19 protein-coding genes are annotated in these 25,922 nt (G+C 65.8%); 13 read left to right on the top strand and 6 right to left on the bottom strand.

Annotation, left to right across the window (positions count from 1 at the left end; all coding sequences use genetic code 11):
* Nucleotides 1-10: 10 nt before the first annotated feature.
* Nucleotides 11-2,164, top strand: a complete 2,154-nt coding sequence (locus tag G6P99_RS22260) for a carbamoyltransferase C-terminal domain-containing protein (protein WP_029084219.1) — start codon at nucleotides 11-13, stop codon at nucleotides 2,162-2,164.
* Here G6P99_RS22260 and G6P99_RS22255 read toward each other — a convergent pair.
* From G6P99_RS22255 to G6P99_RS22235, 5 genes are all read right to left on the bottom strand, one after another.
* Nucleotides 2,124-3,059, bottom strand: coding sequence for a DMT family transporter (locus G6P99_RS22255; protein WP_165123433.1), 936 nt, complete (start codon nucleotides 3,057-3,059; stop codon nucleotides 2,124-2,126). The genes G6P99_RS22260 and G6P99_RS22255 overlap by 41 nt on opposite strands.
* A gap of 84 nt (nucleotides 3,060-3,143) precedes the next feature.
* Nucleotides 3,144-4,013: an NAD(P)-dependent oxidoreductase gene (locus tag G6P99_RS22250; protein ID WP_029084217.1), complete on the bottom strand. Its 870-nt coding sequence runs from the start codon at nucleotides 4,011-4,013 to the stop codon at nucleotides 3,144-3,146.
* A gap of 3 nt (nucleotides 4,014-4,016) precedes the next feature.
* Nucleotides 4,017-5,148 (bottom strand): peptide chain release factor 2 gene (gene prfB / locus G6P99_RS22245; protein WP_156928927.1). Its coding sequence is split into 2 segments (ribosomal slippage): nucleotides 4,017-5,078 and nucleotides 5,080-5,148, totalling 1,131 coding nucleotides; the frame shifts between segments, so codons are not numbered across the junction.
* 97 nt (nucleotides 5,149-5,245) lie between these two features.
* Nucleotides 5,246-7,747: a penicillin-binding protein 1A gene (locus tag G6P99_RS22240; RefSeq protein ID WP_029084215.1), complete on the bottom strand. Its 2,502-nt coding sequence runs from the start codon at nucleotides 7,745-7,747 to the stop codon at nucleotides 5,246-5,248.
* Nucleotides 7,748-8,029: 282 nt separating this feature from the next.
* A complete protein-coding gene (locus tag G6P99_RS22235) occupies nucleotides 8,030-9,361 on the bottom strand; it encodes an N-acetylmuramoyl-L-alanine amidase (protein ID WP_029084214.1) in 1,332 nt (443 codons plus the stop codon).
* 705 nt (nucleotides 9,362-10,066) lie between these two features.
* Here G6P99_RS22235 and G6P99_RS22230 point away from each other — a divergent pair.
* Nucleotides 10,067-13,285, top strand: a complete 3,219-nt coding sequence (locus tag G6P99_RS22230; RefSeq protein WP_029084213.1) for an Rne/Rng family ribonuclease — start codon at nucleotides 10,067-10,069, stop codon at nucleotides 13,283-13,285.
* Nucleotides 13,286-13,391: 106 nt separating this feature from the next.
* The gene (locus G6P99_RS22225) at nucleotides 13,392-14,624 is read left to right on the top strand and encodes an NAD(P)/FAD-dependent oxidoreductase (protein WP_029084212.1); all 1,233 of its coding nucleotides are present in this window, start codon (nucleotides 13,392-13,394) and stop codon (nucleotides 14,622-14,624) included.
* 13 nt (nucleotides 14,625-14,637) lie between these two features.
* On the opposite strand, the gene G6P99_RS22220 is transcribed toward G6P99_RS22225, so the two are convergent.
* On the bottom strand, nucleotides 14,638-15,969 hold the full coding sequence (locus tag G6P99_RS22220) for a dicarboxylate/amino acid:cation symporter (protein WP_165123431.1): 1,332 nt from the start codon (nucleotides 15,967-15,969) through the stop codon (nucleotides 14,638-14,640).
* A gap of 79 nt (nucleotides 15,970-16,048) precedes the next feature.
* Between G6P99_RS22220 and G6P99_RS22215 the strand changes: the two genes are divergently transcribed.
* From G6P99_RS22215 to G6P99_RS22170, 10 genes are all read left to right on the top strand, one after another.
* Nucleotides 16,049-17,140: a M48 family metalloprotease gene (locus tag G6P99_RS22215; protein WP_414645598.1), complete on the top strand. Its 1,092-nt coding sequence runs from the start codon at nucleotides 16,049-16,051 to the stop codon at nucleotides 17,138-17,140.
* Nucleotides 17,141-17,227: 87 nt separating this feature from the next.
* Entirely contained in the window at nucleotides 17,228-17,995 is a 768-nt protein-coding gene (locus G6P99_RS22210; protein ID WP_029084208.1) for a DsbA family protein, read from the top strand.
* A gap of 133 nt (nucleotides 17,996-18,128) precedes the next feature.
* A complete protein-coding gene (locus tag G6P99_RS22205; RefSeq protein WP_063618986.1) occupies nucleotides 18,129-19,091 on the top strand; it encodes a hypothetical protein in 963 nt (320 codons plus the stop codon).
* Nucleotides 19,092-19,213: 122 nt separating this feature from the next.
* Nucleotides 19,214-20,032, top strand: coding sequence for a DUF1236 domain-containing protein (locus tag G6P99_RS22200; protein WP_029084206.1), 819 nt, complete (start codon nucleotides 19,214-19,216; stop codon nucleotides 20,030-20,032).
* A 309-nt stretch (nucleotides 20,033-20,341) separates the two neighbouring features.
* Complete coding sequence (aroQ, locus tag G6P99_RS22195; RefSeq protein WP_029084205.1) at nucleotides 20,342-20,827, top strand: type II 3-dehydroquinate dehydratase; 486 nt, start codon at nucleotides 20,342-20,344, stop codon at nucleotides 20,825-20,827.
* Nucleotides 20,828-20,879: 52 nt separating this feature from the next.
* Nucleotides 20,880-21,356, top strand: coding sequence for an acetyl-CoA carboxylase biotin carboxyl carrier protein (gene accB, locus G6P99_RS22190; protein WP_029084204.1), 477 nt, complete (start codon nucleotides 20,880-20,882; stop codon nucleotides 21,354-21,356).
* 24 nt (nucleotides 21,357-21,380) lie between these two features.
* Nucleotides 21,381-22,739: an acetyl-CoA carboxylase biotin carboxylase subunit gene (accC, locus tag G6P99_RS22185; protein WP_029084203.1), complete on the top strand. Its 1,359-nt coding sequence runs from the start codon at nucleotides 21,381-21,383 to the stop codon at nucleotides 22,737-22,739.
* A gap of 129 nt (nucleotides 22,740-22,868) precedes the next feature.
* Nucleotides 22,869-24,395, top strand: a complete 1,527-nt coding sequence (locus G6P99_RS22180; RefSeq protein ID WP_165123429.1) for a sensor histidine kinase — start codon at nucleotides 22,869-22,871, stop codon at nucleotides 24,393-24,395.
* Nucleotides 24,392-24,832: a response regulator gene (locus tag G6P99_RS22175; protein ID WP_029084201.1), complete on the top strand. Its 441-nt coding sequence runs from the start codon at nucleotides 24,392-24,394 to the stop codon at nucleotides 24,830-24,832. Before G6P99_RS22180 ends, G6P99_RS22175 begins: the two co-directional genes overlap by 4 nt.
* The gene (locus G6P99_RS22170; RefSeq protein WP_029084200.1) at nucleotides 24,829-25,920 is read left to right on the top strand and encodes a sensor histidine kinase; all 1,092 of its coding nucleotides are present in this window, start codon (nucleotides 24,829-24,831) and stop codon (nucleotides 25,918-25,920) included. Before G6P99_RS22175 ends, G6P99_RS22170 begins: the two co-directional genes overlap by 4 nt.
* Nucleotides 25,921-25,922 lie beyond the last annotated feature (2 nt).

Genomic DNA, 25,922 nt, shown 5'->3' with positions numbered 1-25,922 from the left:
GGCGTTCTGATTGCGTAAACCGGACATTCGTACCGGTCCGCGGCATCCGCGTATTGCGGTCGCGGGCTATGAGCTCACGCGCCGCCTCGGTGAATCTGTGCTGGCGAAGCGTGGCCTGCACAAGGCCAACGGCGAGTTCGCGCAGCGCACGATCGCCTCGATCCGCGAGCGGCTGCAGCGCGGCGAGACCATCTACATCGCGGGTCTCGCCTGCCCCGGCACGCACAACACCGGCGTTGCGCTGGTCGAGGTCACCCAGAAGGACGGACCGCGGCTGATCCTCAACAACGAGGAAGAGCGCTTTTCCGGCAACAAGCACACCAACGAGTTTCCGCAGCATGCGCTCGACGACATGCGCAAGGTGCTGCAGCGGATGGGCCGCGATATCGGTGACATCGCCGCCTTCGTCACGACATGGGACTATCCCGCGCTGCTGGCGATGCTGATCCGCACCTCGCTGGAGGAAGCGCCGGCAAGCCTCAAATTGCTTCGCGCCCCGATCGCGCCCGCGATCAATCTGCGGCAGCTCGATCAGGTGCGGCGGCTGTCACGCCGGCTCGGCCAGATGTACGGGCTCGGCGAGCAGTTGCCGCTGATCTGCATGCCGCATCACGACAATCACGCCTGGTACTCGTTCACGGCCTCGCCGTTCGCAGATCAGCGCGAGCGGGTTGCGATCGCGGTGCTTGACGGCACCGGCGATGTCGGCTCGATCTCGCTCTATGCCGCCGAGAACGGCGAGATGAAGCAGTTCTATTGCAACGAGAGCCTGTTCGACTCGCTCGGCGCCTTCTACACCGTGATCTCGTCGAGCCAGGGCGGCTGGACCTGGCTGTCCAGCGAGGGCCGCTATATGGGCGCCGCCGCCTGGGGCGACATGAACCGCGCCACCAATCCGTATTACCAGCGGCTGAAGGCGGTGCTGCAGCTCGGGCCGGGCGGCACCGTGCGGCTCAATCGCGCGATGGCCAACTGGTATGCCGATCCCGCCGACAATCCCTACCATCAACCGCTGATCGATATCCTGGGCCCGCCGCTGCGCTCCGACCAGCTCTGGAATCCCGACGCCGTGCTGCGTGTCGAGGACATCAATCATCGTCCCGACACCAAGGACCGGCTCGACAAGGCCGCCGCGACGCAGTTGGTGTTCGAGGACGCGATGATCCATGTCATCGATCATCTCTTGCGCGTCACCGGCACCGACCGCCTGGTGCTGACCGGCGGCGTGGCGCTGAACGCGCTCGGCAACATGCGTCTGCTCGAGCATTTCGACGAAGCCTGGTTTGAGCGCGCGCAGGGTCGCAAGACGCGGCTGCATATGTGGGTGCCGCCGGTGCCCGGCGATCCCGGCGTGCCGATCGGCGCCGCCTGGCTGTTCGCCCATATGGCGGGCGCCCCGCGCGGTGCGCCGCTGTCGCACGCATTCTATTGCGGGCTGCCGCCCTCGAACGCCGATATCACGACGGCGCTCAGGAACGGCGACGTCGCCTCGATGGAGATCGGCAACGTCTCGACGCCGCAAGGCCGCGACGCGATCGCGGATCTGATGGCGAGCATGGTGGCGCAAGGCGGCGTGATCGCGATCTATCAGGGCGCGGCCGAAACCGGCCCGCGCGCGCTCGGCCATCGCTCGATCCTCGCCAACCCCTGCGACCCGCGTGTGCGCGAGCGGCTCAACGAGCGCGTCAAATATCGCGAGGCGATCCGGCCGTTGGCGCCGATGGCGACGCTGCAGGCCGCGCGCGACTATTTCGAGCTCAAAGACGGCGCGTCCGACGGCGACTACAACGCCTATAACTACATGGTGCTGACCGCGCATTCGAAGCCGGAGGCGCGTGAGAAAATTCCGGCGGTGGTGCATGCCGACGGCACCGGCCGCATCCAGATCGTGCGCGAGACCGACGATCCCCTCACCTATGCCTATCTGAAGGCGCTCGGCCGCCATATCGGCGTCGAGATGTCGGTCAACACCTCGTTCAACGTCGCGGGTCCAATCGCGCAGACGCCGGCGCAGGCGATCGACACGCTGCGCCGCTCCAGGGGGCTCGATGCGGTGGTGCTGGTCGCCGACGACGGCACCACCTATGCGGCCTGGCACGGCGGCGAACGCGACAGTGGCCGCTTCACCGGCTGGTATGCGGCGTGGAAGCAGGCGCGCGGCTGAACCAGCCCAGCACGCGGCCGTCGATCAGGAGCAGCGCGCTGGCGATCACGAGCGCGCCGATCACCTCGCGCGGCGCGACCGGCTCGCCGAGCACGAGCGTGCCGAGCAGCATCGCGGTCACCGGGATGAGCAGCGTCACCAGCATCACATTGGTCGCGCCGGAGCGCTGCAGGATCCGAAAGAACACGATGTAGGCCAGCGCCGTCGACAGCGCCGCGAGCCCGAGCACCGCGAGCCATATCGTCGGATGCGGCATCGGCAGCAGCCACGGCCGCTCCACCACACCGGCAACGGGCGCCATCATCGCGGCCGATGCGATCATCTGGAACGTCGCCGTGCCCAGTGGCGGCACCCGCTGTGGCAGCCGCCGCCCGACCAGCGCCGCAATGCCGTAGCTGAAGGCGCCGGCGAGGCACAGCAGGATGCCGATGCCCTGCCGGCTCTCGAAACCGAGCGCATCGCCATGCAGGATCGCGACCCCGATCAGGCCGACCACCACGCCCGCCACGCGGCGCGCCTGCAACCGCTCCTCGCCGGCGGCCGCCATCACGACCACCGTAAACAGCGGCGTCGTCGCATTGAGGATCGAGGCGAGGCCACTCGGGATATAGGTCTGCCCGAACACGATCAGCGAGAACGGCAGCACATTGTTGAACAGCCCCATCGCGACAAACGGCGCCCATCCGGACGCGCCGCGCGGCCATTCGATCTTCGCGGCCCGCAGCAGCGGCAGCAAGAGCACGGTGCCGAGCACCACGCGGAGCAGCACCAGGGTCAGCGGCGGCAATTCGCGCAGGATCACGCCGTTGAAGAAGAACGACCCACCCCAGAGCACCGACAGCAGACCCAGCAGCCCCCAGTCGCGGCTATCAATGCGGTTGTCGGTGGAAGGCATGTCGGGCACTCACCTGCACTCGAACAGGTGACTAGCGCAGGCTTGCGAATATTCCCACCCGATTTCCGTGAATGGCGGCCCCGCCTATTTCGGCCGCGACACGATCTCGATCATCTGGCCTTCATCGCCATCGGGCGCATGGGCCTTCGCCTTGTCATAGGCGGCCAGCGCGGCGCGGCTCACCGGCACGCCGGGCAGCAGCGCCTCGGCCAGCCGCACGGCGTAATCCGCATCCTTGTGACGCAGCGCCGCAGTGAACGACGCGCCGGAGAAGTTGCGGTCGATCATCCGCCTGGAGTGGCGGATCACCTGCGGGCTCGCGATCGCGCCGGTCGAAAGCGCCTCGGCCACCAGCTGCATGTCGAGGCCGGCCTGCTCGGCGATCGCAACGCCCTCGGCGAGGCTTGCGATCTGCACTGCGCCGATCAGATTGTTGATCAGCTTGAACACGGTGCCGGTGCCGACCGCGCCGAAATGACGGATCGTGCTGCCGATCGGAGTGAGGAACGGATGCGCCCGCTCTAGATCAGCGGGATCAGCTCCCACCAGCAGCGTCAGCTTGCCGGCCGCCGCCGCTTCCGGCAGGCCGGTGACGGGACAATCGATGTAGATCAGGCCGCGGCTGCGCAACTCGTGCGCCATGTCGAGCGTGTGCTGGTAGGAGACCGTGGAGCATTCGATCGCGAGCGTGCCGGCCTTCATGGTCGCGGCGGCGCCGTCCTTGGTCAGCCAGACCGCTCGCGATGCCTCATCGTCGGCGACCATGGTCACGACGGCATCGGCATCGATCGCGGCATCCTCCGGCGAGGTCGCCCATTGCGCCCCGCGCGCGATCAAATCCTCGGCCTTGGCCTTGCTGCGGTTCCACACCGCGACCGTGAAGCCGGCATCGAGGTAACGGCCGGCCATCCCGTGGCCCATGCGTCCCAATCCGATGAAAGCGACGCGTGGCATGGGCTAATCCACATCCTCGACGGAGCCGGGCTCGGTGCCGAAGGCACGCTGCGCCAGCGTCGCCGCCATGAATTCATCGAGATCGCCGTCGAGCACGCCCGACGTGTCGGAGGTCTGCACGCCGGTGCGCAAATCCTTCACCATCTGATAGGGCTGCAGCACGTAGGAGCGGATCTGGTGACCCCAGCCGATGTCGGTCTTGGCGGCCTGATCGGCAGCGGCCTGCTCCTCGCGCTTCTTCAGCTCCATCTCATACAGCCGTGCGCGCAGCATGTCCCAGGCCTGCGCCCGGTTCTTGTGCTGGGAGCGGCCGGCCTGGCAGACCACCGCGATGCCGGTCGGGATGTGCGTCAAGCGCACCGCCGACTCGGTCTTGTTGACGTGCTGACCGCCGGCGCCGCCCGACCGCATGGTGTCGGTGCGGACGTCGGCCTCCTTGATCTCGATCTTGATGCTGTCGTCGATCACGGGGAAAATCTGCACCGACGAGAACGAGGTGTGCCGCCGCGCATTCGAGTCGAACGGCGAGATCCGCACCAGGCGATGCACGCCGGCCTCGGTCTTCAGCCAGCCATAGGCATTGTGGCCGGAGATCTGGATGGTGGCGGACTTAATGCCGGCCTCTTCGCCCTGCGACTCCTCGAGAAACTCGATCTTGAAACCGTGCTTCTCCGCCCATCGCGTGTACATGCGCAGCAGCATCTGCGCCCAGTCCTGGCTCTCGGTGCCGCCTGCGCCGGCATGAACTTCGAGATAGGAATCGAACTTGTCAGCCTCGCCCGAGAGCAGCGCCTCGAGCTCGCGCCGGGCGACCTCCTTCTTTAGGTCCTTGAGCGCCTTCTCGGCCTCGGCGACCACGGCCGCATCGTTCTCGGCCTCGCCGAGCTCGATCATGCCGACCTGATCCTCGAGCTCGCGCTCGACCTTGCCGATTCCAGAGAGCGCGTCCTCCAGCGAGGTACGCTCCTGCATCAGCCGCTGGGCCTTCTGGGGATCGTTCCAGAGATTGGGGTCTTCAGCGAGCTTATTCAGCTCAGCGAGGCGTGCCGTCGATTGATCGACGTCAAAGATGCCTCCTCAGCAGCCCGACTGACTGCTTGATCTCTTCAACAAGGCGTTCGATTTCCGCGCGCATGGTCTTTCAGGTGTTGGCAAAAAAGCTTGCCGGGGATGTAGCGGCCGGCGCGGCAAAGCGCAATCGGCTTATCCCGGCGATTTGGGCACGAAGCCGATTAATACAGCCCGCCGGTTCCCGGACGCATGAAGAAGCCGCCATCAGGCTGTCCACCACTCTGCGACGGCTGGGGGCCGGGACCGGGTCCACGGCCGTCGGCATCGGCGACGCCGATCACCGAATAGTTGTCCGGCGGCGCGGTGCCCGGCTTGAAGGCCTCGAGGATGGTGTTGCCGCTATCGCCGGGGCCGGCTCGCATGCCGGACTTGGCGTCGACGCGGATCAGCTTGATGCCGGCCGGAACCTTGAACGGCGTCGGCGGCTTGTCGGCGAGCGCAAGCTTGAGGAAGTCGCGGGCGATTGGCGCTGCGACGTGGCCGCCGGTAGCGGCGCGGCCAAGATTGCGCGGCTTGTCGTAGCCCATGTAGACGCCGACCGCGAGATCCGGCGAGAAGCCGACGAACCAGACGTCCTTCTCGTCGTTGGTGGTGCCGGTCTTGCCGGCGATCGGCTTGCCGACCTCCTTGACGACGGTGGCGGTGCCGCGCTGGACCACGCCTTCCATCATCTCGGTGATCTGGTAGGCGGTCATCGGATCGAGCACCTGCTCGCGGCGGTCGACGAGTTGCGGCTCGGGCTGGCTCTTCCAGCCTCCGGGCGCGTCGCAGCCGCGGCATTCGCGGGTGTCGTGCTTGAAGATGGTGTGGCCGTAGCGGTCCTGGATGCGATCGATCAGCGTCGGCTTCACGCGACGGCCGCCATTGGCGAACATCGAATACGCGGTAACCATGCGCATGACGGTGGTTTCACCGGCACCCAGCGCATACGACAGATAGTTCGGCAGTTCGTCATAGACGCCGAAGCGTTTTGCATACTCGCCGACCAGCGGCATGCCGATGTCCTGCGCGAGGCGCACCGTGACGGTGTTGAGCGAGCGTTGCAGCGCGTTCCGCAGCGTGGTCGGGCCGTAATACTTGCCGGTCGAATAGTTCTCCGGACGCCACACGCCGCCGCCCTGCCCCTGATCGATCTCGATCGGCGCATCGATCACGGTGGTCGACGGCGTGTAGCCGTTGTCCAGCGCCGACGAGTACACGATGGGCTTGAACGACGATCCGGGCTGCCGGTAGGCCTGCGTCGCGCGGTTGAACTGGCTCTGGTCGAACGAGAAGCCGCCGACCATCGCGAGCACGCGGCCGGTCCACGGATCCATCGCCACCATCGCGCCGGAGACTTCGGGCAATTGCCGCAGGCGGTACTGGCCTTCGACCGCCGTGCCCTCCTTGGTCACCAGCGGATCGGCATAGATCACGTCGCCCGGCTGCAGCACCTGCGAAACCGCCGTCGGCGCCTTGCCCTTGGCCTTGGCCCAGCGCACCCCATCCATCGTGATGATGCCGGTCTGCCGCTCCTTGCTGACCGCGCCACCGAGCTCGCGGCCCGGCTGGAAGCCGATCCGCGCCGACTGGTCGCTGGTCTCCAGCACCACGGCCATCCGCCATGGCGAGATGTCGGAGAGCGATTTGACGTCGGCAAGCTTGACGCCCCAGTCGCCCGACACATCGAGCTTGTGGAGCGCGCCGCGCCAGCCCTGCGCCTCATCGTAATTGACGAGCCCCGCCACCATGGTCTTGCGCGCCATCACCTGGATCTTGGGATCCAGCGTGGTGCGGACCGACAGCCCGCCCTCGTAGAGTTTCTTTTCGCCGTAGCGCTCGAAGATGTCGCGGCGAACCTCCTCGGCGAAATATTCGCCGGCGAAGATGTGCGCGCCATTGGAACGGCTGGTGACGACGAGCGGGTCCTTGCGCGCCTTGTCGGCGTCGGCCTGCTTGATCCAGCCGTTCTCGAGCAGGCGATCGATCACATAGTTGCGGCGCTCGATCGCGCGATCGCGGTTGCGCACGGGATGCAATGCAGCCGGTGCCTTCGGCAGCGCGGCGAGATAGGACGCCTCCGCGATCGTCAGCTCGTTGACCGACTTGTCGAAATAGACCAGCGACGCCGCCGCGATGCCGTAGGCGCCGAGCCCGAGATAGATTTCGTTGAGATAAAGTTCGAGGATGCGGTCCTTGGAATAGGCGCGCTCGATGCGCATCGCCAGCAAGGCTTCCTTGATCTTGCGGGCGAACGACACTTCGTTGGTGAGCAGGAAGTTCTTCGCGACCTGCTGGGTGATAGTCGAGGCACCCTGCGGGCGGCGGTTCGAGCCGTAGTTCTGCGCATAGAGAACGGCGGCGCGCGCCATGCCCTGATAGTCGATGCCGCCGTGCTCGTAGAAGTTCTTGTCCTCGGCGGCGAGGAACGCGTTGATCACGAGCTTCGGCACCGCCTGGATCGGCAGATAGAGCCGGCGCTCCTTGGAGTATTCGCCGAGCAGCGCGCCATCGGAGGCATGCACGCGGGTCATCACCGGCGGCTCGTAATCCTGGAGCTGCGAGTAGTCGGGCAGATCCTTGGAGAAATGCCAGATCGCGCCTGCGACGGCGGCGACACCAACCAGGAACACAACGGTTCCGGCGGCGAACAAGAAACCCATGAACCGCACGAGCAGGCGCATTATCGACGTTCCGTTCCTACCCTCCGGCGCTCAGTCGTCGGGAGCGCCTGTCCAAAAGTGCGAAAGCCTCACACAACAAAGCCTCGCACAACGAAGGCTCAAACAACGAGGCCTTACACAACGAAGCCTTGGCCCAGCGAGCTGCCCTGCGCACGCGAAAATACAAGAGCCGCCGGACAATATGGTCGATTCTGCGGGCCTGCGGTCCATTGTCTATACCGTCGCCGCTGTGGCCAAACTAGGGCTTCCCGGCAACGGAGCGGGCTTTTCAGGCGGCCAGTTTCACTTTGCCGGTCCGGCGGTTGCCAGCCGTTTGGCGAAGAACGCGTCGATCGCCTGGGCCATCGCGCCGACGGCCTTGTTCCGCCAGCTCTCGGAGACCAGGTGCTCGAGGTCGCCCTTGTTGGAGACGTAGCCGATCTCGACCAGCACGGACGGCACGTCGGGGGCCTTCAGCACCCGGAAACCGGCCGATTTGAGCGGATGCTTGTGCATCCGCACCGAGGTCTTCATCTCATCCATCAGAAGACGGGCGAAGCGGTTGGAAAAGGTCTTGGTTTCGCGCTGCGCGAGGTCGATCAGGATGTCGGCGACCTCGGTCGGCTCGTCCGTCAGGTTCACGCCAGCTATGGCGTCGGCCTTGTTTTCCGTCTCGGCCAGCCGCTCAGCCTCGGCGTCGGAAGCCTTGTCCGACACCGTGTAGATCGTGGCGCCCTGGGCATCGCCCTCGCGGCGCGGCAGCGCGTCGGCATGAATCGAGACGAACAGCGCCGCCGACTGGGTGCGGGCGATCTTCACCCGGTCATTCAGCGGAATGAACGTGTCGTCGGACCGGGTCATGACCACCCGATACTTGCCGGACTTCTCGATCCGGTCGCGCAGGGCAAGGCCAAAGCCCAGCACCAGATTCTTCTCCGTCTCGCCGCCGGACTGGGTCCCGTTATCGATGCCGCCGTGACCGGGATCGATCACGATCAACGGACGGGGATCGGTGACCGCGACCGGGGGCAGCGCCGCTGTCGTGACCGGCGGAACCGTGACGGTGTTGCTGCTGGTGTTTGCATCGGAAATCGCGGGCTTCAGTTCGGGCCGGCTCTCGGGCGCAAGCGACTGCACGAACGCGGTGCGATCGACCGCTTCGAAGTCCAGCACCAGCCGCGGCGGCTGGCCATTGGCGGCATCGAGCACGTAGGAATTGGCGATCTTCACCGGCCCGGCCAGGTCGAACACGATTCGGGAGCCGCCCGGCATCACCAGCCCATAGCGGAATGCCTTCACCAGTCCCCGGCCCGCCGAGCCGGTACCGGCCGCGAGCTGGAAATTGACCTGCGGGATGTCGACGACGACCCGGTAAGGGTCGGCCAGCGGAAAGGCGCGAAACTCGATCTTGCGGTCGAGGTCGAGGATGAATCGGGTCTGCTTGTCGTCGCCGGCGAGCCTGGCACCGGATGCGACCGGGAAATTCGGGGCGGCGGGGGCACCGGCGGCCGGGGCAGCCTGGCCGCCCTGCGGTCCCTCGGCGGCGCTCGGAGCGCTGGCTATGGCAAACATCAATGCTGCGGCGCACAACAGCCCGCATCCCAGAAAAACAAGGTGATTTGCACGGCTCGCCACCCGATTCGGAGCCTCCCGACTGCTTCTTACCGCATTAGAACCGGACGGTTAATCACGCCCTAATGACACTCAGGCGAAAAGAACCGAGTGTTGCGGCGGCGTGACGCTTCCCTTGCACGCGGCTGTCAATCCACGTATGTACGGGGTGCTGACGGCTAGTACTCCCGGTTGTGTCGCGTTCAGCCTCCCGGTGCAGCGGTGGAACCTTCCAGATCGAAGATCCCGCCGTGTTTTTCCGGTCCCTCCCCAGCCAGCGCCGCGCGCGGCTGACATGGAGTGGCGGATTCGAGCCCGAGCGGCGTCCGGTCCCAGGCACACTCCCTCGCCAGAGGGACGGTTTGAGACACGGCATAACTGATTATCCGGTCCCTTGGGGCCTCGATATGCGATGGCCGGCAGGCGCTTCGGCGCCAGGCGGGGTCTTCAGCAAAAGATACGGCGGTATTTCTCGCCGCCAACATGTTTAGACGGGCCGACGCTTAATGCGCCAGACTGTATTGCCGACCAGGATCCCCCGAATGATCGCGCTGACGCGAGGTGAAAGCTTCGCCCGTCGCATCATCCCGGTGGGTTCCCGTCCGGCGCTGCGCCGCGAGACGCGTTTTGGCCTTCCCCTCACCCCCGAATCAGGTGGACCGTCGCGTCACCGGGCGGCGCTATTTGCGCGCGCCATGATCCGCGCCCGCCGCCGCCAAGAGCTCCAAAATGCCCAACAAGATGTTGATCGATGCCACCCACCCGGAAGAGACCCGGGTCGTCGTGGTCCGTGGCAATCGCGTCGAAGAGTTTGATTTCGAGACCGCCCAGCGCAAGCAGCTGCGCGGCAACATTTACCTCGCCAAGGTTACGCGCGTAGAGCCGTCGCTGCAGGCCGCCTTCATCGAGTATGGCGGCAACCGGCACGGCTTCCTTGCCTTCAGCGAAATCCATCCCGACTACTACCAGATCCCGGTCGCCGACCGTCAGGCGCTGATCGAAGCCGACGAACGCGCCCATCGCGAGGCCGAGGAAGAGCACGAGAATCGCGGCCATCGCCGCCGGTCGCGCCATCGCAACGCCCGTCGCCGCGGCCATGGCGAGCGCGTCCAGAGTGAGGTGATCGAGGGTGCTGGCGACGCGCAGGCGCAGCCGGCCAATGAGGCTCACGAACACCCCGTCGATGCCGGGCAGCATGAACATGATGCCGGGCATCACGATCATGGCGTGGTCGCCTACGAAGGTCACGACCACGAGCATGAGCCGCATGATCATGCCCATCACGAGGACCATGAGCATCACGACCATGATCACGAGCATCACCATGGTCATGGTCACGACGATCACGACCATGACCATCATGACCACGACCATCACGACCACGATCATGCGCACGATCACGACCACGCCCCGGCCGTGAGCGAGGCGCCGGCCGCCGACACCCAGTCCGACCCCGTGGTCGCGGCGGTCGAAGCCTCGGTTGCGTCTGCCGCGCCTGAGGCCGTCGAGACGGTCGAGGTCAATCATGAGCCTGACCGGGCCCATCAGGAACAGGTCGAAGAGAACGCCGCGCATGCCGACGACGCGCCGCATATCGCTGCGGACGAAGTTCACGCCAGCCCGGATGAGCACGCGGGCGCCGAATACGCCCCGTTGGCTGATGCGACCGCGTCCGAGGCCCGGCATGGCGACGAGGCCGGCGAAGATGACGACGAGGACGACGGCGAGGAAGAGGATGTCGTCGAGTCCGTCGGCGGCGACGATGTGCTCGAGGAGGTTCCGGAGCGCGCGTTCCGCCCGCGCCGCCAGTACAAGATCCAGGAAGTGATCAAGCGCCGGCAAGTCATGCTGGTGCAGGTCGTCAAGGAAGAGCGCGGCAACAAGGGCGCCGCGCTGACCACCTATCTGTCGCTCGCCGGCCGCTATGCCGTGTTGATGCCCAACACCGCGCGCGGCGGCGGCATCAGCCGCAAGATCACCTCCGCGCAGGACCGCTCGCGGCTCAAGGAAGTGGTGCAGGATCTCGACGTGCCCGAGGGCATGGGGATCATCCTGCGCACCGCCGGCGCCTCCCGCAGCAAGCCGGAGATCAAGCGCGACTTCGAGTACCTGATCCGGATGTGGGAGACGGTGCGCGACCTGACGCTGAAGTCGCAGGCGCCGACGCTGGTCTACGAGGAAGGCTCGCTGATCAAGCGCTCGCTGCGCGACCTCTACAACAAGGAGATCGACGAGATTCAGGTGGCGGGCGAAGCCGGCTACCGTGAAGCGCGCGATTTCATGAAGATGCTGATGCCGGCCAATGTGCGCGCGGTGAAGCAGTATCGCGACGGCCAGCCGCTGTTCTCGCGCATGGGCGTCGAAAGCCAACTCGACGCGATGTTCTCGCCTACCGTGCAACTGCGCTCCGGCGGCTACATCGTCATCAACCAGACCGAGGCGCTGGTCTCGATCGACGTCAACTCCGGCCGCGCCACGCGCGAGCACCATATCGAGGACACCGCGCTCAAGACCAATCTGGAAGCGGCGGAAGAAGTCGCGCGTCAATTGCGTCTGCGCGATCTCGCCGGCCTGATCGTCATCGACTTCATCGACATGGACGAGAAGCGCAACAACCGCGCGGTCGAGCGCAAGCTGTCCGACTGCCTGCGCCAGGATCGCGCGCGGATCCAGGTCGGCCGCATCTCGCATTTCGGCCTGCTGGAAATGTCGCGCCAGCGCATCCGCGCCAGCGTGCTCGAAAGCTCGACCGAGCCCTGCCCGCAATGCGGCGGAAGCGGTCATGTCCGCTCGGTCTCGTCGGTGGCGCTGCAGCTGCTGCGCGGCATCGAGGAAATCCTGATGAAGGGCGCGACCCACAATCTGGTGGTCCGCACCCGCACCGACGTGGCGCTCTACGTGCTCAATCACAAACGGGGCCATCTGCGCGACCTCGAAGACTCCTTCCGGGTCTCGCTGTCGATCGTGGCCGACGCCACGGTGCACGGCCAGCAATCCTACATCATCGATCGCGGCGAGCAGGTGCATACGCTCGAGGCCGCCAAGGCGCTGCTGGCCGCGCAGGCCGCCGCCGCGCCGGCCCAGGCCGATGAGGCCGACGACGAGGAAGAGCTGTTCGAATACGAGGTCGAGACCGACGAGACCGAAGGCCTTGCCGATGAGCAGGCCGCCGGCGAGGAAGCCTCTGCCGCCGAGGGCGAAGGCGACGGCCAGCGCCGCAAGCGCCGCCGCCGGCGCCGCGGCCGCGGTGGTGCCAACGAAGCGCGCGAGGGCACGCAGCCGCCGCGCGACGACGGCGATCTGATGCATGTCCTGCCCGAGGGCACCGAGGCGGTTGCCGCGCAAGATGCCGAGGGTGACGAGGACGAAGGCGACGAAGCGCAGGGCGCGGCCCGCGATGACCAGTCCGCAAGTGAGGCCGGCAACGGCGATCGCCGCCCGCGCCGCCGCGGACGTCGTGGCGGCCGCCGCCGGCGCGGCAGCGGACCGGATGACGGTCTCGCGGGATCGATCGCCGACGAGCTGAGCCCTGCCGCAGCACCGGAAGCCGCCGACGCGGTCGCCGATTTCGATAGCCATGACGCGGAGCCGGCTCCCTTGCTCGCGCAGCCCGAGCTGTTCGCCCAGCCGCAGGAATGGCAGCCGATCGAGGCTGCACCTGTCGAGGCCGTTGCGGCGCCCGCGCCGGAGGCTGCTGCCGCAGCCGCCGAGGACACGGCCGCCGAAAGCGACCGCGCGCAGCGGCGCCGTTCGACGGTGCGCGAGAAGGTCAGCTTCGCGTCGAGCCCGCAGCCTGAAACACCAGCGCACGCGCTGGCTCAGAGCCCGGCTGAGGAAGCTGCCCCTGAGCCCGCAGCCGTTGCCCAGGAGGCGGCGCCGGCCGCTACGGCCGAGGCTCCGACCCGCAAGGGCTGGTGGTCGCGCCGCTTCGGCGGCGGCGGCAACTAGCGCTCCCTGGAAGTCAAAACGCCCGGTTCACGCCGGGCGTTTTTATTGGACAGGCGAACCGTTCGTCAGGCGCCGGCGTGACGGAGCCTGACGGAGACGGATCCCAATGCAAAGCGCGATCGTTCTTGGCGGCGGCATGGTGGGCGTCAGCACGGCGGTGCATCTGCAGCGGCGCGGCTGGGCGGTCACGCTCGTCGACCGCAAGGAACCGGGCCGGGAAACCAGCTACGGCAACGCCGGGATCATTCAAAGCGAAGCGGTGCGGCCCTATCCGATGCCGCGCGATCCCGCCACACTCGCCCGAATCGCGATGGGACGCACCAACGACGTACGCTATCGGCTGGCGTCGCTGCCGCAGCACGCGGGTCCGCTGCTGCGCTACTGGTGGAACTCGACGCCCGAGCGGCACCGCGAGGCCACCATCGCCTGGGCGCGCCTGATCGCTTACGCCACTGCCGAGCACGACACGCTGATCCGCGAGGCCCATGCCGACAATCTGATCCGCCGCGCCGGCTATCGCCTGCTGCATCGCGACCCGGCAGCGCTCGAGCAAGCGATCGCGGTGGCAGAAGAGAACCAGCGTGACTTCGGCGTGAAATTCCGTGTGCTTGATGGCGGCGAGCTCGCCCGGGCGGAGCCCCTGCTGCGCGACGACCTGCCCGGCGCCATTCACTGGCTCGAGCCGTGGACCGTGTCGGACCCCGGCGGTCTGGTCTCGGCCTACGCCGGGTTGTTCGAGCGCCTCGGCGGCACGCTGCTGCGCGGTGACGCGCAGACGCTGACCGAGACCGCGTCCGGCTGGTCGGTCGCCACCGATGGCGGCCGGATCGATGCCGCCCACGTCGTGGTCACGCTCGGGCCGTGGTCACCGCAATTGCTGCGCAAGTTCGGCTACCGGATCCCGCTGGTGCGCAAGCGCGGCTACCACATGCACTACCAGGGCGGCCGATCGCTCGACCTGCCGCTGGTCGACACCGCGAATGGCTACGCGATGGCGCCGATGGCCAAGGGCATCCGCATCACCACCGGCGCAGAGCTGACCAGTCCCGACGCGCCGGCCACGCCGATCCAGCTCGGCCATGCCGAAGCTGCGGCGCGGCAATTGCTCGAGATCGGCAGCCGCGTCGAGCCCGAGCCCTGGTTCGGCACCCGCCCCTGCACCACCGACATGCTGCCTGTGCTCGGGCCAACGCCCCGCCATCGCGGGCTGTGGGTGAATTTCGGCCACGGCCATCAGGGCTTCACGCTCGGCCCCGCGACGGCGCGGGTGCTGGCCGAAACGATGAACGGCGAGGCATCCGCCGTGGATACCTCGCCGTATCGGCTGGACCGGTTCTGATTCCGGACGCGAATTAATCCGTCGTCAGCGCGGTCTCCAGGTCGGTCGGGTCGATCTGCCGGGCGAGATTGGCATTGAGCTTGTCGCGATCGAGCTCGCCCTCCCACCAGGCGACGATCACGCAGGCGACGCCGTTGCCGCACAGATTGGTCAGCGCGCGGCACTCGCTCATGAACTTGTCGATGCCGAGCACGATCGCCATGCCCGGCACCAGCCGCGGATCGACCACCGCAAGCGTCGCCGCCAGCGTGATGAAGCCCGCGCCGGTGATGCCGGAGGCGCCCTTCGAGGTCAGCATCGCCACGATCAAGATCGTGAGCTGCTGGCCGAACGAGAGGTCGAAGCCCAGCGCCTGCGCGATGAACAACGTCGCCAGCGTCATGTAGATGTTGGTGCCGTCGAGGTTGAACGAGTAGCCCGTGGGCACCACGAGGCCGACCACCGACTTCGAGCAGCCGAGCCGTTCGAGCTTCTCCATCAATGACGGCAGTGCGCTTTCGGACGACGAGGTGCCGAGCACGATCAACAGCTCGTCCTTGATATAGGCCAGGAACTTGAAGATGGAGAACCCGGCGGTCCGCGCGATGAAGCCGAGCACCACGAACACGAACAGCGCCGCGGTCAGATAGAACGTCGCGATCAGCCCCATCAGGTTGAGGATGGCGCCGGTGCCGAACTTGCCGATGGTGAAGGCCATCGCGCCGAACGCGCCGATCGGCGCCGCCCGCATCACGATCGAGATCACGCCGAACACCGCATGCGCGGCGTCGTCGATGAACGAGCGGATGGTGTGGCCGCGCTCGCCCAGCCCCATGAGCGCGAAGCCGAAAAGCACCGAGAACAGCAGCACCTGCAGGATCTCGCCCTGCGCGAATGCGCCCACCACGGTGTCCGGAATGATATGCAGCACGAAGTCGACGCTCTTCTGCGCCTCCGCCTGCTTGGCATAGCCGGCAACCGCCTGCGCGTTCGCCGCCGCATTGCCAAAGCCTGCGCCCGGCCTGACCAGATTGCCAACCAGCAAGCCGAGCACCAGCGCGAAGGTCGAGACCACCTCGAAATAGACCAGCGCCTTGACGCCGATGCGGCCGACCTTCTTGGCATCCTGGATATGGGCAATGCCCGACACCACGGTGCAGAAGATGATCGGCGCGATCACCATCTTGATCAGCTTGATGAAGCCGTCGCCGAGCGCCTTGATCCACTCGTTGGTGGCAAGGCTGGGCCAGAACGCGCCGACCAGCGCGCCGAGCACGATCGCGATCAGGACCTGGACATAGAGAATCTTGTACCACGGCTTGCCGGCGCTCGCCGGCGCAGCCGTGGCAACGGTTGTCGTTGCCATGTGTCACTCCCCCTCAGAAATGGCGGAAATAGCCAAGATCAACTTGGCGGTTGAAGTCAAACTGGAAACTGTGTGTGCGCTGCCGCTTATCCGCGACGATCTGCCGCGCACCGCGCAGCCGAAATCATGGCGCCGGGCGCCAGCTGCTCGCGCGCAGACCCAGATGATCATCGCGATGCTGCTCGGCGTCGGCGCGCTGGCCGCAGGTGCAGCGGGCGGCGGCGGTGGAAGCGGCCTCTCCAGCGCCGGTGCCGCCGCGATCTCGGCGCCGCAGTCGGTCATTCAGCGCACGCTGCTGTCCTATCAGCGCCAGCAGGAAGAAAACGCCGACCGCGCCGGCGTCAGATTCCTGACCGCGACCGGCCAGTCGGCCCGGGGCATGTACGAGACGTTCAAGCGCTTCACCGATGAGAGCCTGTTCGCCTCGCGCGGTGCCGACCCCTATCTGCAATCGCACCCGATGCCGGTCGATCGCGTCTCGGCGCTGGAGGAACTGGCGCGCTCGAGCCCCTATTGGGACAAGAAGGACGATCCGGCGCTGCAGCTGCGTCACGACATGATGCGCGCCAAGATCTCGGGCTTCATGGAGCGGCAGGATACAGTTTATCGCCGCTACCCGCTGTCCAACACCAGCCTGCCGGCGCGCTATGCGCGCGCGATCACGACCTATCTGCACGGCGATCTGCGTTCGGCGATCGCGCAGATCGACGGCTTGATCCAGGTGCAGCCGAACAATCCCTATTTCTACGAATTGCGCGGTCAGGCGCTGCTCGAAGGCGGCCGGCCCAGTGAGGCGATCGCGCCGCTGCGCCGCGCGGTGCAACTCTCCGGCAGCTCACCGCTGATCGAGATGCTGCTCGGCCAAGCGCTGGTTGCTTCGGACAACAAGGCCTACACCGACGATGCGATCAACATACTGCGTGCCGCCGTGGCGCGCGAGCCCGAGGCGCCGCTCGGCTATACCCAGCTCGCGATGGCCTATGGCCGCAAGGGCGACTATGCCCAGGCCGACCTTGCCTCGGCACAGGCCGCCTATCTCCGTGGTGACAACAAGACCGCCCGCGAGCTGGCGTCGCGCGCCAAGACGCGGTTCGCGATTGGCACGCCCGGCTGGGTCAAAGCTGACGACATTGTGAGCGCCAAGCCCATGCCGGGTCAGAAAAACAACTAGAAATAAACCGCAGTTCCATACAACGATCCCCCGAAACCGGCTCACGGCCCCGCCGCATTTTGGGCCACCTCGAACAAGGATTTTGTCATGCCAGCGCTTCGTTTTCTTGCCCCTGCCCTGCTCGCGCTCGGCATCTGTGCCGCGCCGCTGTCGGCGTCCGCGCAGAGCTTCAATGACACCCAGCGCGGCGACATCGAGACCATCGTGCGCAACTATCTGATCGCGCATCCCGAGGTGCTCGAGGAGGCGATGAACGAGCTGAGCAAGCGGCAGGCCGCCGCCGAAGCCGAGAAGCATGAGCAGAGCGTCGCCAAGAACGCCGACACCATCTTCAACTCGCCGCGCGGCGTCTTCCTCGGCAACAAGGACGGCGACGTCACCTTCGTCGAGTTCTTCGATTACAATTGCGGCTACTGCAAGCGCGCGATGTCCGACATGATGGATCTGATGAAGGCGGATCCGAAGCTGAAAGTCGTGCTGAAGGAATTCCCGGTGCTGAGCCAAGGCTCGGTCGAGGCCGCGCAGGTTGCGGTCGCGGTGCGCATGCAGGATCCGACCGGCAAGAAGTATCTCGACTTCCACCAGAAGCTGCTGGGTGGCCGCGGCGCCGCCGACAAGGCACGCGCGCTGGCGGTCGCCAAGGAGATCGGTCTCGACATGACCAAGCTCGAGAAGGACATGGCAAGCCCCGAAGTGAAGGCGACCATCGAGGAGAACTTCCGCCTCGCCGAATCCATGGGCATGAACGGCACGCCGAGCTACGTGATCGGCAAGCAGGTCGTGATCGGCGCCGTCGGCGTCGACAATCTCAAGGAAAAGATCGGCATCGCCCGCTGCGGCAAGGCGACCTGCTGATCGCGCTTTCGCCGGCGCTCATTCGCTCAACGAAATCCGGCTGCCAGGCAGCCGGATTTTTTTTATGGCCGGCACCGAACCACCTCGGCGCTCGCCGCAACCAAGGGCCGTCACCAACAACGAAGGCCGCGCGATGCCCCTGGCCCCGCCAACCCTTGCTCCACCAACCCTTACTACACCAACCCTTGGCTACGACCTCACGCTGCTGAAGACGGAACCGCCGCGCGGCACCGAACACGATCACGGCTGGTGCTACGGCCTGCCGCCCGGCATTCGCACCGAGCAATGGCCGCTCAGTCCGCATGACGGCTTTCCGATGCAGCACTGCTTCACGCTGCGCATTCCCGTGCAATATCGCACCAGGGGCGACGCCTATGTTGCGCTCGCGATGTTCGCCGACCAGCAATATGACGAGCCCGACGAGATCGATGCGGTCGCGCAATATCTCGCCGCGGAGACGATCGAGCGTCCGGCCGATCGCCATCTGCTGCCGTACTTCGCCTATCGGCAGAACCGTCATCCGATGGAGTTTCGGATGAAGGACATCATCGACCACAATTTCGCGGCGATCTGGCTCACGGATGCCGAGTTCATGGGGCCGCTGTGCCGGCCGCTGGAGCTGACTGGCAATCCATTGCTGGAAGCCAATGCGCCGCCACGCTGGCTCGAGAAGGGCGCGGCGCGCACCGCGTTCGATGCGCAGGTCGGCCGCACCACCAGCGTTGACGAACTGGAGAAGAGATACTGGTACCGCCTGTTCGGCCGTGTCCCCGAGACCGGGCACCACGCCTACGGCATCGCGCTTGCGCCGCGCGACGGCGATCCCAATGTCGGCAAGCCGCCGCGCGACCATCTGCTGCACAAGGGCGCGCTCGGCGACTATATCGCGCCGTACGGCGAAGATGGCAAGGCGCGCGGCCTCGAGCGATTGCACGGCCGCAACCATCTCGGCGGCACGATGTTTCCGAATCAATGGACGCCGAAATACAGCGCGACCTATCTCGAGATCGAGGAGCATTTCGGCGGCTTCAATTTCGGCGGCGGCAACGGCCAGCTCGATCTTGCGAGCATGGAGTTCGACTGGGCCTGCGGTTGAAGCGCGCGTTCATCGCGCATTCACACAACAAACAAACCGCGGGGAACCGCAAATCAACAGGAACATCGCACATCCTCTCTCGTTGTCGGCGCGGGCAATGCTGACACACGAGGAGGAATACGATGTCTAAACGCTTTCTGATTTCGGTCGCCGCGGCGGCTCTGATCGCCGGCACCGGCTTTGCGAATGCACAGGGCGCCGGCGGCGCCAATAAGGAATCCGGGGCCGGCGGTGGCGCGACCATGCAGCACAGCGCACCGTCCGGAGGCGCGTCATCGGGCACGATGCAGCGTGATACGGGCGGCATGAAGGGTTCGGAGCATTCCACGACCGGTGAATCCCCGAGCACGAAGGGTGCGGAGTCCGACAACTCAGGCGCGGCCACCAAGGGTGCGCAGGACAACACGCAGAAGTCGAAGAGCATGAGCTCCGAGAACGACGCGACCAAGGGCTCCAGGGAGGACTCGAGGGACATGAAGGCCGAGGGCCGCGACAAGAGCGGCAAGATGAACGCGGAAAGCCGTGACGGCCGCGATCGCAACAACGCCGCCGAGAGCCGCGACAAGAGCGGCGCCACGACCAACCAGAACGCTCAGACCAAGAGCCCGGCCGACACCAACCGCGCGCAGACCAACGACACCAGCCGCACGCAGACCACGACCGGCAATGCGGCGACGTCGGCCACCGCGGCTCCGCCGGCCGAGAAGCGCAGCCAGATCACGACCGCGATCAAGTCGGAGCACGTCACCGAGGTCACCAATGTGAACTTCAACGTCGCAGTCGGCACCCGCGTCCCGGCCGACGTTCGCTTCTACCCGGTGCCGGAACGGGTGGTGACGATCTATCCGCAGTGGCGCGGTTACGAGTTCATCCTGGTCCACGGCCGCTACATCATCGTGCAGCCGGAGACCCACGAGATCGTCTACATCATCGAGGGCTAAGCCGGCCTCGGCGCGAGGGCGCCATTAAGCGCCCTCGCGCATTCTCGACCCCGCCCCTTCGGGGCGGGGTTTTGCGTCCGGGCGCAGCCCCTCGCGGCAGTGGATGGCTGGGAGGAGCGGCCGCGGAGGCCGCCTTCCACCAGATTTGGTTAATCAGCAATTTCCGTGGGTTACGGCAGCTACCTGACAGGGCGGAGGAAGCTGTTGAAGACGTTCCGATTTCACCTAAAGACTTCCCCTGCGGCCGGTTGTTACCTATAACCCGGCCCACTCCACCCCTTGTCGGAACCCTTGCCCGGAACCCCTGGAATGGCTGCTGCCGGAACGATCTATGTGCTGAACGGCCCGAACCTCAATCTGTTGGGGACGCGCGAGCCGGAGACCTACGGCCACGCCACCCTCGCCGACGTCGAGAAGCTGTGCGCGGACACCGCACGCCAGTTCGGACTTGCCGCCGACTGCCGGCAGTCCAACCGCGAGGGTGAACTGATCGACTTCATCCATGAGGCCCACGCCAAGAAGGCGGTCGGCATCATCATCAATGCCGGCGGTTACTCCCATACCTCGATCGCGCTGCATGACGCGCTGGTTGCGGTCAAGATTCCCGCCGTCGAGGTCCATGTCAGCAATATCCACGCCCGCGAGAGCTTCCGGCACCACTCGTTCACTGCTAAAGCCGCGTTCGCGTCGCTCTGCGGCTTCGGCATCGATGGCTACCGGCTTGCGATCATCGGCCTCGCCACCAAGATTGGTGCCAAGATCGGTACCAAGACCGATGCCAAGGCAAAGGCTTAATCGTCACTCCTGACGTCCCCCGTCATCAGACAGAGATTTTGGATCAAACAACATGGCGCGCCAGCCAGACGACAAATCAACGGCAAAATCCAAGAGCGACGACAGCGCGCTCATTCGCGAGCTCGCCCTGCTGCTCGCGGAGACCAATCTGACCGAGATCGAGATCGAGCGTGCCGGCCTGCGCGTCCGCGTCGCACGCAATATAAGCATCGCAGCCTCGGTGCCCGCCGTGCATGCGATGGCCGCCGTGGCCGTCCCGGCAGCTGCTGGGGCTGCGACCGACCTCGCAAAACACCCGGGCGCGGTGCCCTCTCCGATGGTCGGCACCGCCTATTGGGCGCCTGAGCCGGGCGCCAAGCCGTTCATTGAAGTCGGCACCAAGGTCTCGGCCGGCCAGACGCTTCTGATCATCGAGGCGATGAAGACGATGAACCAGATCCCGTCGCCGCGCGCGGGCACCGTGACGCAGATTCTCATCGAGGACGGCCAGCCGGTCGAATTCGGCGAGCCGCTCGTCATCATTGAATAGCTTCCGTCAACACCAGGCGCTGCGATGTTTGACAAGATCCTCATAGCCAATCGCGGCGAGATCGCGCTTCGCGTGCTTCGCGCCTGCAAGGAGCTCGGCATCTCCACCGTCGCGGTGCATTCCACCGCCGACGCCGACGCCATGCATGTGCGGCTCGCCGACGAGAGCGTGTGCATCGGTCCGCCGCCGTCGAAGGATTCCTATCTCAACGTGCCGGCGCTGCTCGCAGCCTGCGAGATCACCGGCGCCGACGCCGTGCATCCCGGCTACGGCTTCCTGTCCGAGAACGCGCGTTTCGCCGAGATCCTCGCCGACCACAATCTGGGCTTCATCGGACCGAAGGCCGAGCACATCCGCCTGATGGGCGACAAGATCGAAGCCAAGAAGACCGCCAAGCGCCTCGGCATTCCCGTGGTGCCCGGCTCCGACGGCGCGGTGACGGCGGACGACGACGCCATGGCGATCGCCAAGGAGATCGGCTTCCCGGTGCTGGTGAAGGCGGCTGCCGGCGGCGGCGGCCGCGGCATGAAGGTCGCCCACACCGAGGCCGACCTCGCGCTCGCGCTCTCGACCGCGGCCAACGAGGCCAAGTCGGCGTTCGGCGACGCCTCGGTCTATCTGGAGAAATACCTGCAGAAGCCGCGCCACATCGAGATCCAGATTCTCGGCGACGGCCGCGGCGGCGCCATCCATCTCGGCGAGCGCGACTGCTCGCTGCAGCGGCGTCACCAGAAGGTCTGGGAGGAAGGCCCCTCGCCGGTGCTCGCGGCGGCCGCGCGCGCCAGGATCGGCGAGACCTGCGCCAAGGCGATGCGGGACATGAAGTATCTCGGCGTCGGCACCATCGAATTCCTCTACGAGGACGGCGAGTTCTATTTCATCGAAATGAACACGCGTATCCAAGTCGAGCATCCCGTCACCGAAAGCATCACCGATATCGATCTGGTGCTGGAGCAGATCCGGATTGCGGCCGGCGGCGACCTTCCGGCCAAGCAGAGCGACATCGCGATCATCGGCCACGCCATCGAGTGCCGCATCAATGCGGAGAACCCGGAGACCTTCCGTCCCTCGCCGGGACGGATCACCCAATACCATCCGCCGGGCGGCCTCGGCGTGCGGATCGATTCCGCCGTCTACCAAGGTTACGTGATCCCGCCCTACTACGACTCGCTGGTCGGCAAGCTGATCGTGCACGGCAAGACCCGCGGCGAGTGCCTGATGCGGCTGCGCCGTGCACTGGACGAGATGGTGGTCGAGGGCATCGAGACGACGCTGCCGCTGTTCCGCGCACTGGTGCGCGAGCCCGACATCATCGAAGGCGACTACCACATTCACTGGCTGGAGCAGTACCTCGCCGGCCAGCCATCGGACGCCCCGAAATAGTTCGGAACTCCGTGGAACCCAGCGCCCTGTTCAAGCGTACTAAGGGTTATTGGCTTTCCACGGGGACGCATTGAATCCCACTCCCAAGAATCCCCCTCCCAAGAATCCCACTCCCGGGACGAGAGCGCCGTGACACCGGTTTCACGACGCAGGTCTACGCTGCAGATCCTGCTGCTTTCGGCGGGATTTTTCGTGCTGGTCGCGATCAGCGTGGCTTCGGTTTTCCTCGTCAACAAGGCGCGCGAGGACAATTCCTGGGTGGTGCATACCGTCGAGGTCGAAAGCCAAGTCGCCAACCTGCTGGTTGACATCAGGCGCGCTGAAAGCGCGACCAGGGCGTATCTGCTGACGTCGGCACCACCATACCTGTCCGAGTACCAGTCGGCTGCGGCGGGAATCCCGGCCGCGCTCAATCATCTCCAGATGATGACCGTCGATAATCCCGCGCAGGTCGCCAACGCCGCGAAGCTCAAGGCCGCGGTCGAGCAACGGCTGGCCGAGTTCGCGCTCGGCATCGAGCGCGTCAAGAATAACGACGTCGCGACCAGCATCGACATCCTGCGCAAGGGCACATCGACCGAGGCGGTGGAGGCGATCGCCCGGATCGGCCGCGACTTGCGCACCGAGGAGGATCGCCTGCTGGCGATGCGCACCGCGACCGCGGACAGGACCCAGGTACTGGCCTCCTCCGTCACGATCGCAGGCTCCTGCATGGTGCTGGCGCTCGCCGCCCTCTCGCTCGTGCTGCTGCGGCAATCCTCGCGGGCCCGTGACGAGGCCGAGGCCAGGCTGCGCGACAGCAACGTCAATCTCGAGACCATCGTCGACGAGCGCACCGCCGACCTGCGCGAGGCCAACGAGGAAATCCAGCGCTTCGCCTATATCGTCAGCCACGATTTGCGTTCGCCGCTGGTCAACATCATGGGTTTCACCAGCGAGCTGGAGGAATTGCGCGGCGACATCTTCAAGCGCATCGCCACGCTCAATCGCTTCGTGTCGCTGGCGCCGGCGATGGAAGACGCCACCGACGTGGCCGAGCCCGAGCTCGAAGGCTCCGACAAGCAGCTATCCGACGATTTCAACGAGTCGCTCGGCTTCATCAAGTCGTCGATCGCCAAGATGGACCGCCTGATCAGTGCGATCCTCAACCTCACCCGCGAGGGCCGCCGCGAGTTCAAGGCCGAACGGATCGACCTTCGCGAGCTGATCGACGGCATCGTCAAGACGGTCGCCCATCAGGCGGTCGAGGCCAATGCGACCATCGAGGTCGGCGCGCTGCCCAACCTCGTCAGCGACCGCCTCGCGCTGGAGCAGATCTTCTCCAATCTGATCGACAACGCACTCAAATATCTCAAGGACGGCGTCCCCGGCGAGATCGCGATCGAGGGCCGCACCAAGCTCGGCTTCGCGATCTTCGAGGTCACGGACAACGGCCGCGGCATCGATCCGAAGGACCACCAGCGCATCTTCGATCTGTTCCGCCGCGCCGGAACCCAGGACAAGCCCGGTCAGGGCATCGGGCTTGCCCATGTCCGCGCACTTGTGCGCAGACTGGGCGGCACCATGTCGGTAGCATCGGAACTTCACAGCGGCAGCACATTCACCGTGACGCTGCCGGTCAATTGGTCAGGAAAGCAACGGGATAAGGAATCATGAGCGATCCAGTCACCATCATCATGATCGAGGACGACGAGGGCCATGCCCGCCTGATTGAGCGCAATATCCGGCGCTCAGGTGTCAACAATGAGATCATCCCGTTCACCAACGGTACAGAGGCCGTGAACTACCTGTTCGGCAAGGATGGCAGCGCGGTCGAGCGCAAGGGCCAGGCCCTGCTCATCCTGCTTGATCTCAATCTGCCTGACACGAGCGGCATCGATATTCTGCGTCGGGTCAAGGAGAACAAGTATCTCAAGGCGACGCCGGTGGTCGTGCTGACCACGACGGACGACTCCCAGGAGATCAAGCGTTGCTACGAACTCGGTTGCAACGTCTACATCACCAAGCCGGTGAACTACGAAAGCTTTGCCAACGCCATTCGCCAGCTAGGCCTGTTCTTTTCCGTGATTCAGGTGCCGCCAGCTTCCATATGACCAGCGAAACGCCGACACTGCTCTATATCGACGACGACGCGGCGCTGGCGCGCCTGGTCGAACGCGGCCTGACGCGCGCGGGCTTCAAGGTCGTGCACGCCGCAGGCGGCCAGCAAGGTCTCGACCGGCTCGCCACGGGCGGCATCGACGTCGTCGCGCTCGACCAGGTTATGCCCGGCCTCGATGGGCTGGAGACGCTGGAGCAGATTCTCAAGATCGCGGACGCGCCGCCGGTGGTGTTCGTCACCGCCTCGCAGGATTCGGCGATCGCGGTCACTGCGCTGAAGGCCGGCGCGGCCGACTATCTGGTCAAGGACGCGAGGGGCGATTTCATTCCCCTGCTCCAGGTCGCGGTGAACGGCGCGATCCGGCAGGCCGCGATCCAGAAGGCGCGCGACGAGGCCGAGGCCGAGGTCCACGCCTCGCGCGACCGCTACGCCGCGCTCGCCGCCGAGCGCGAGGTTCTGCTGCGCGAGGTCAATCATCGCGTCGGCAATTCGCTGCAGATCATCGCATCGCTGCTGCATCTGCAGGCCAATTCCGCGAGCCAGCAGGACGTCAAGGCGGCGCTCACCAACGCCATGGGCCGCGTCGCCGCGGTCGCGCAGGTGCACCGCCGCCTCTATACCTCGCACGACTTCAAGACGGTGATGCTCAACCAGTATCTCGAGGCGCTGCTCGAGGATCTCAGGCGCTCGGCCGAAGGCAACAAGATGTCGCGGCTGACGCTGAAGGCCGCCCCGATCGAGATCGACCCCGACCGCGCGGTCGCGATCGGCATCATCGTCAACGAACTGGTGATGAACGCCGTGAAATACGCCTATCCCGATGGCGCCGGTCCGATCCATGTCGAGCTGAAGCCGCAGGCCGACGATTTGCAACTCGCGATCAGCGATGACGGCGTCGGTTTTTCCGACATGGCCGACCCGCGCGGCACCGGCATGGGCCAGCGCATCGTCACCGCAATGGCCGCCAAGCTCGACGCCAGCGTCGAGCGCGACCCGAACCACAAGGGCACCCGCTTCGTGCTGCGGTTCGCCCGCGTCAGCCCGGCGCTGGCGAAATCGACGAGTGTCGCCGCAAATTAGGC

The organism is Bradyrhizobium sp. 6(2017) (genome assembly GCF_011058295.2).
GTDB lineage: Bacteria > Pseudomonadota > Alphaproteobacteria > Rhizobiales > Xanthobacteraceae > Bradyrhizobium > Bradyrhizobium septentrionale.
The sequence above is the reverse complement of the archived record's forward strand: the minus strand, read 5'-3'. Positions and strand labels throughout refer to the sequence as shown.

Coding starts and splice junctions, on each gene's coding strand:
- G6P99_RS22255 (WP_165123433.1), bottom strand. CDS start 3,059: ATGCCTTCCACCGACAACCGCATTGATAGCCGCGACTGGGGGCTGCTG.
- G6P99_RS22250 (WP_029084217.1), bottom strand. CDS start 4,013: ATGCCACGCGTCGCTTTCATCGGATTGGGACGCATGGGCCACGGGATG.
- G6P99_RS22240 (WP_029084215.1), bottom strand. CDS start 7,747: ATGCGCCTGCTCGTGCGGTTCATGGGTTTCTTGTTCGCCGCCGGAACC.
- G6P99_RS22230 (WP_029084213.1), top strand. CDS start 10,067: ATGCCCAACAAGATGTTGATCGATGCCACCCACCCGGAAGAGACCCGG.
- G6P99_RS22225 (WP_029084212.1), top strand. CDS start 13,392: ATGCAAAGCGCGATCGTTCTTGGCGGCGGCATGGTGGGCGTCAGCACG.
- G6P99_RS22220 (WP_165123431.1), bottom strand. CDS start 15,969: ATGGCAACGACAACCGTTGCCACGGCTGCGCCGGCGAGCGCCGGCAAG.
- G6P99_RS22210 (WP_029084208.1), top strand. CDS start 17,228: ATGCCAGCGCTTCGTTTTCTTGCCCCTGCCCTGCTCGCGCTCGGCATC.
- G6P99_RS22205 (WP_063618986.1), top strand. CDS start 18,129: ATGCCCCTGGCCCCGCCAACCCTTGCTCCACCAACCCTTACTACACCA.
- G6P99_RS22200 (WP_029084206.1), top strand. CDS start 19,214: ATGTCTAAACGCTTTCTGATTTCGGTCGCCGCGGCGGCTCTGATCGCC.
- aroQ (WP_029084205.1), top strand. CDS start 20,342: ATGGCTGCTGCCGGAACGATCTATGTGCTGAACGGCCCGAACCTCAAT.
- accB (WP_029084204.1), top strand. CDS start 20,880: ATGGCGCGCCAGCCAGACGACAAATCAACGGCAAAATCCAAGAGCGAC.
- accC (WP_029084203.1), top strand. CDS start 21,381: ATGTTTGACAAGATCCTCATAGCCAATCGCGGCGAGATCGCGCTTCGC.
- G6P99_RS22175 (WP_029084201.1), top strand. CDS start 24,392: ATGAGCGATCCAGTCACCATCATCATGATCGAGGACGACGAGGGCCAT.
- G6P99_RS22170 (WP_029084200.1), top strand. CDS start 24,829: ATGACCAGCGAAACGCCGACACTGCTCTATATCGACGACGACGCGGCG.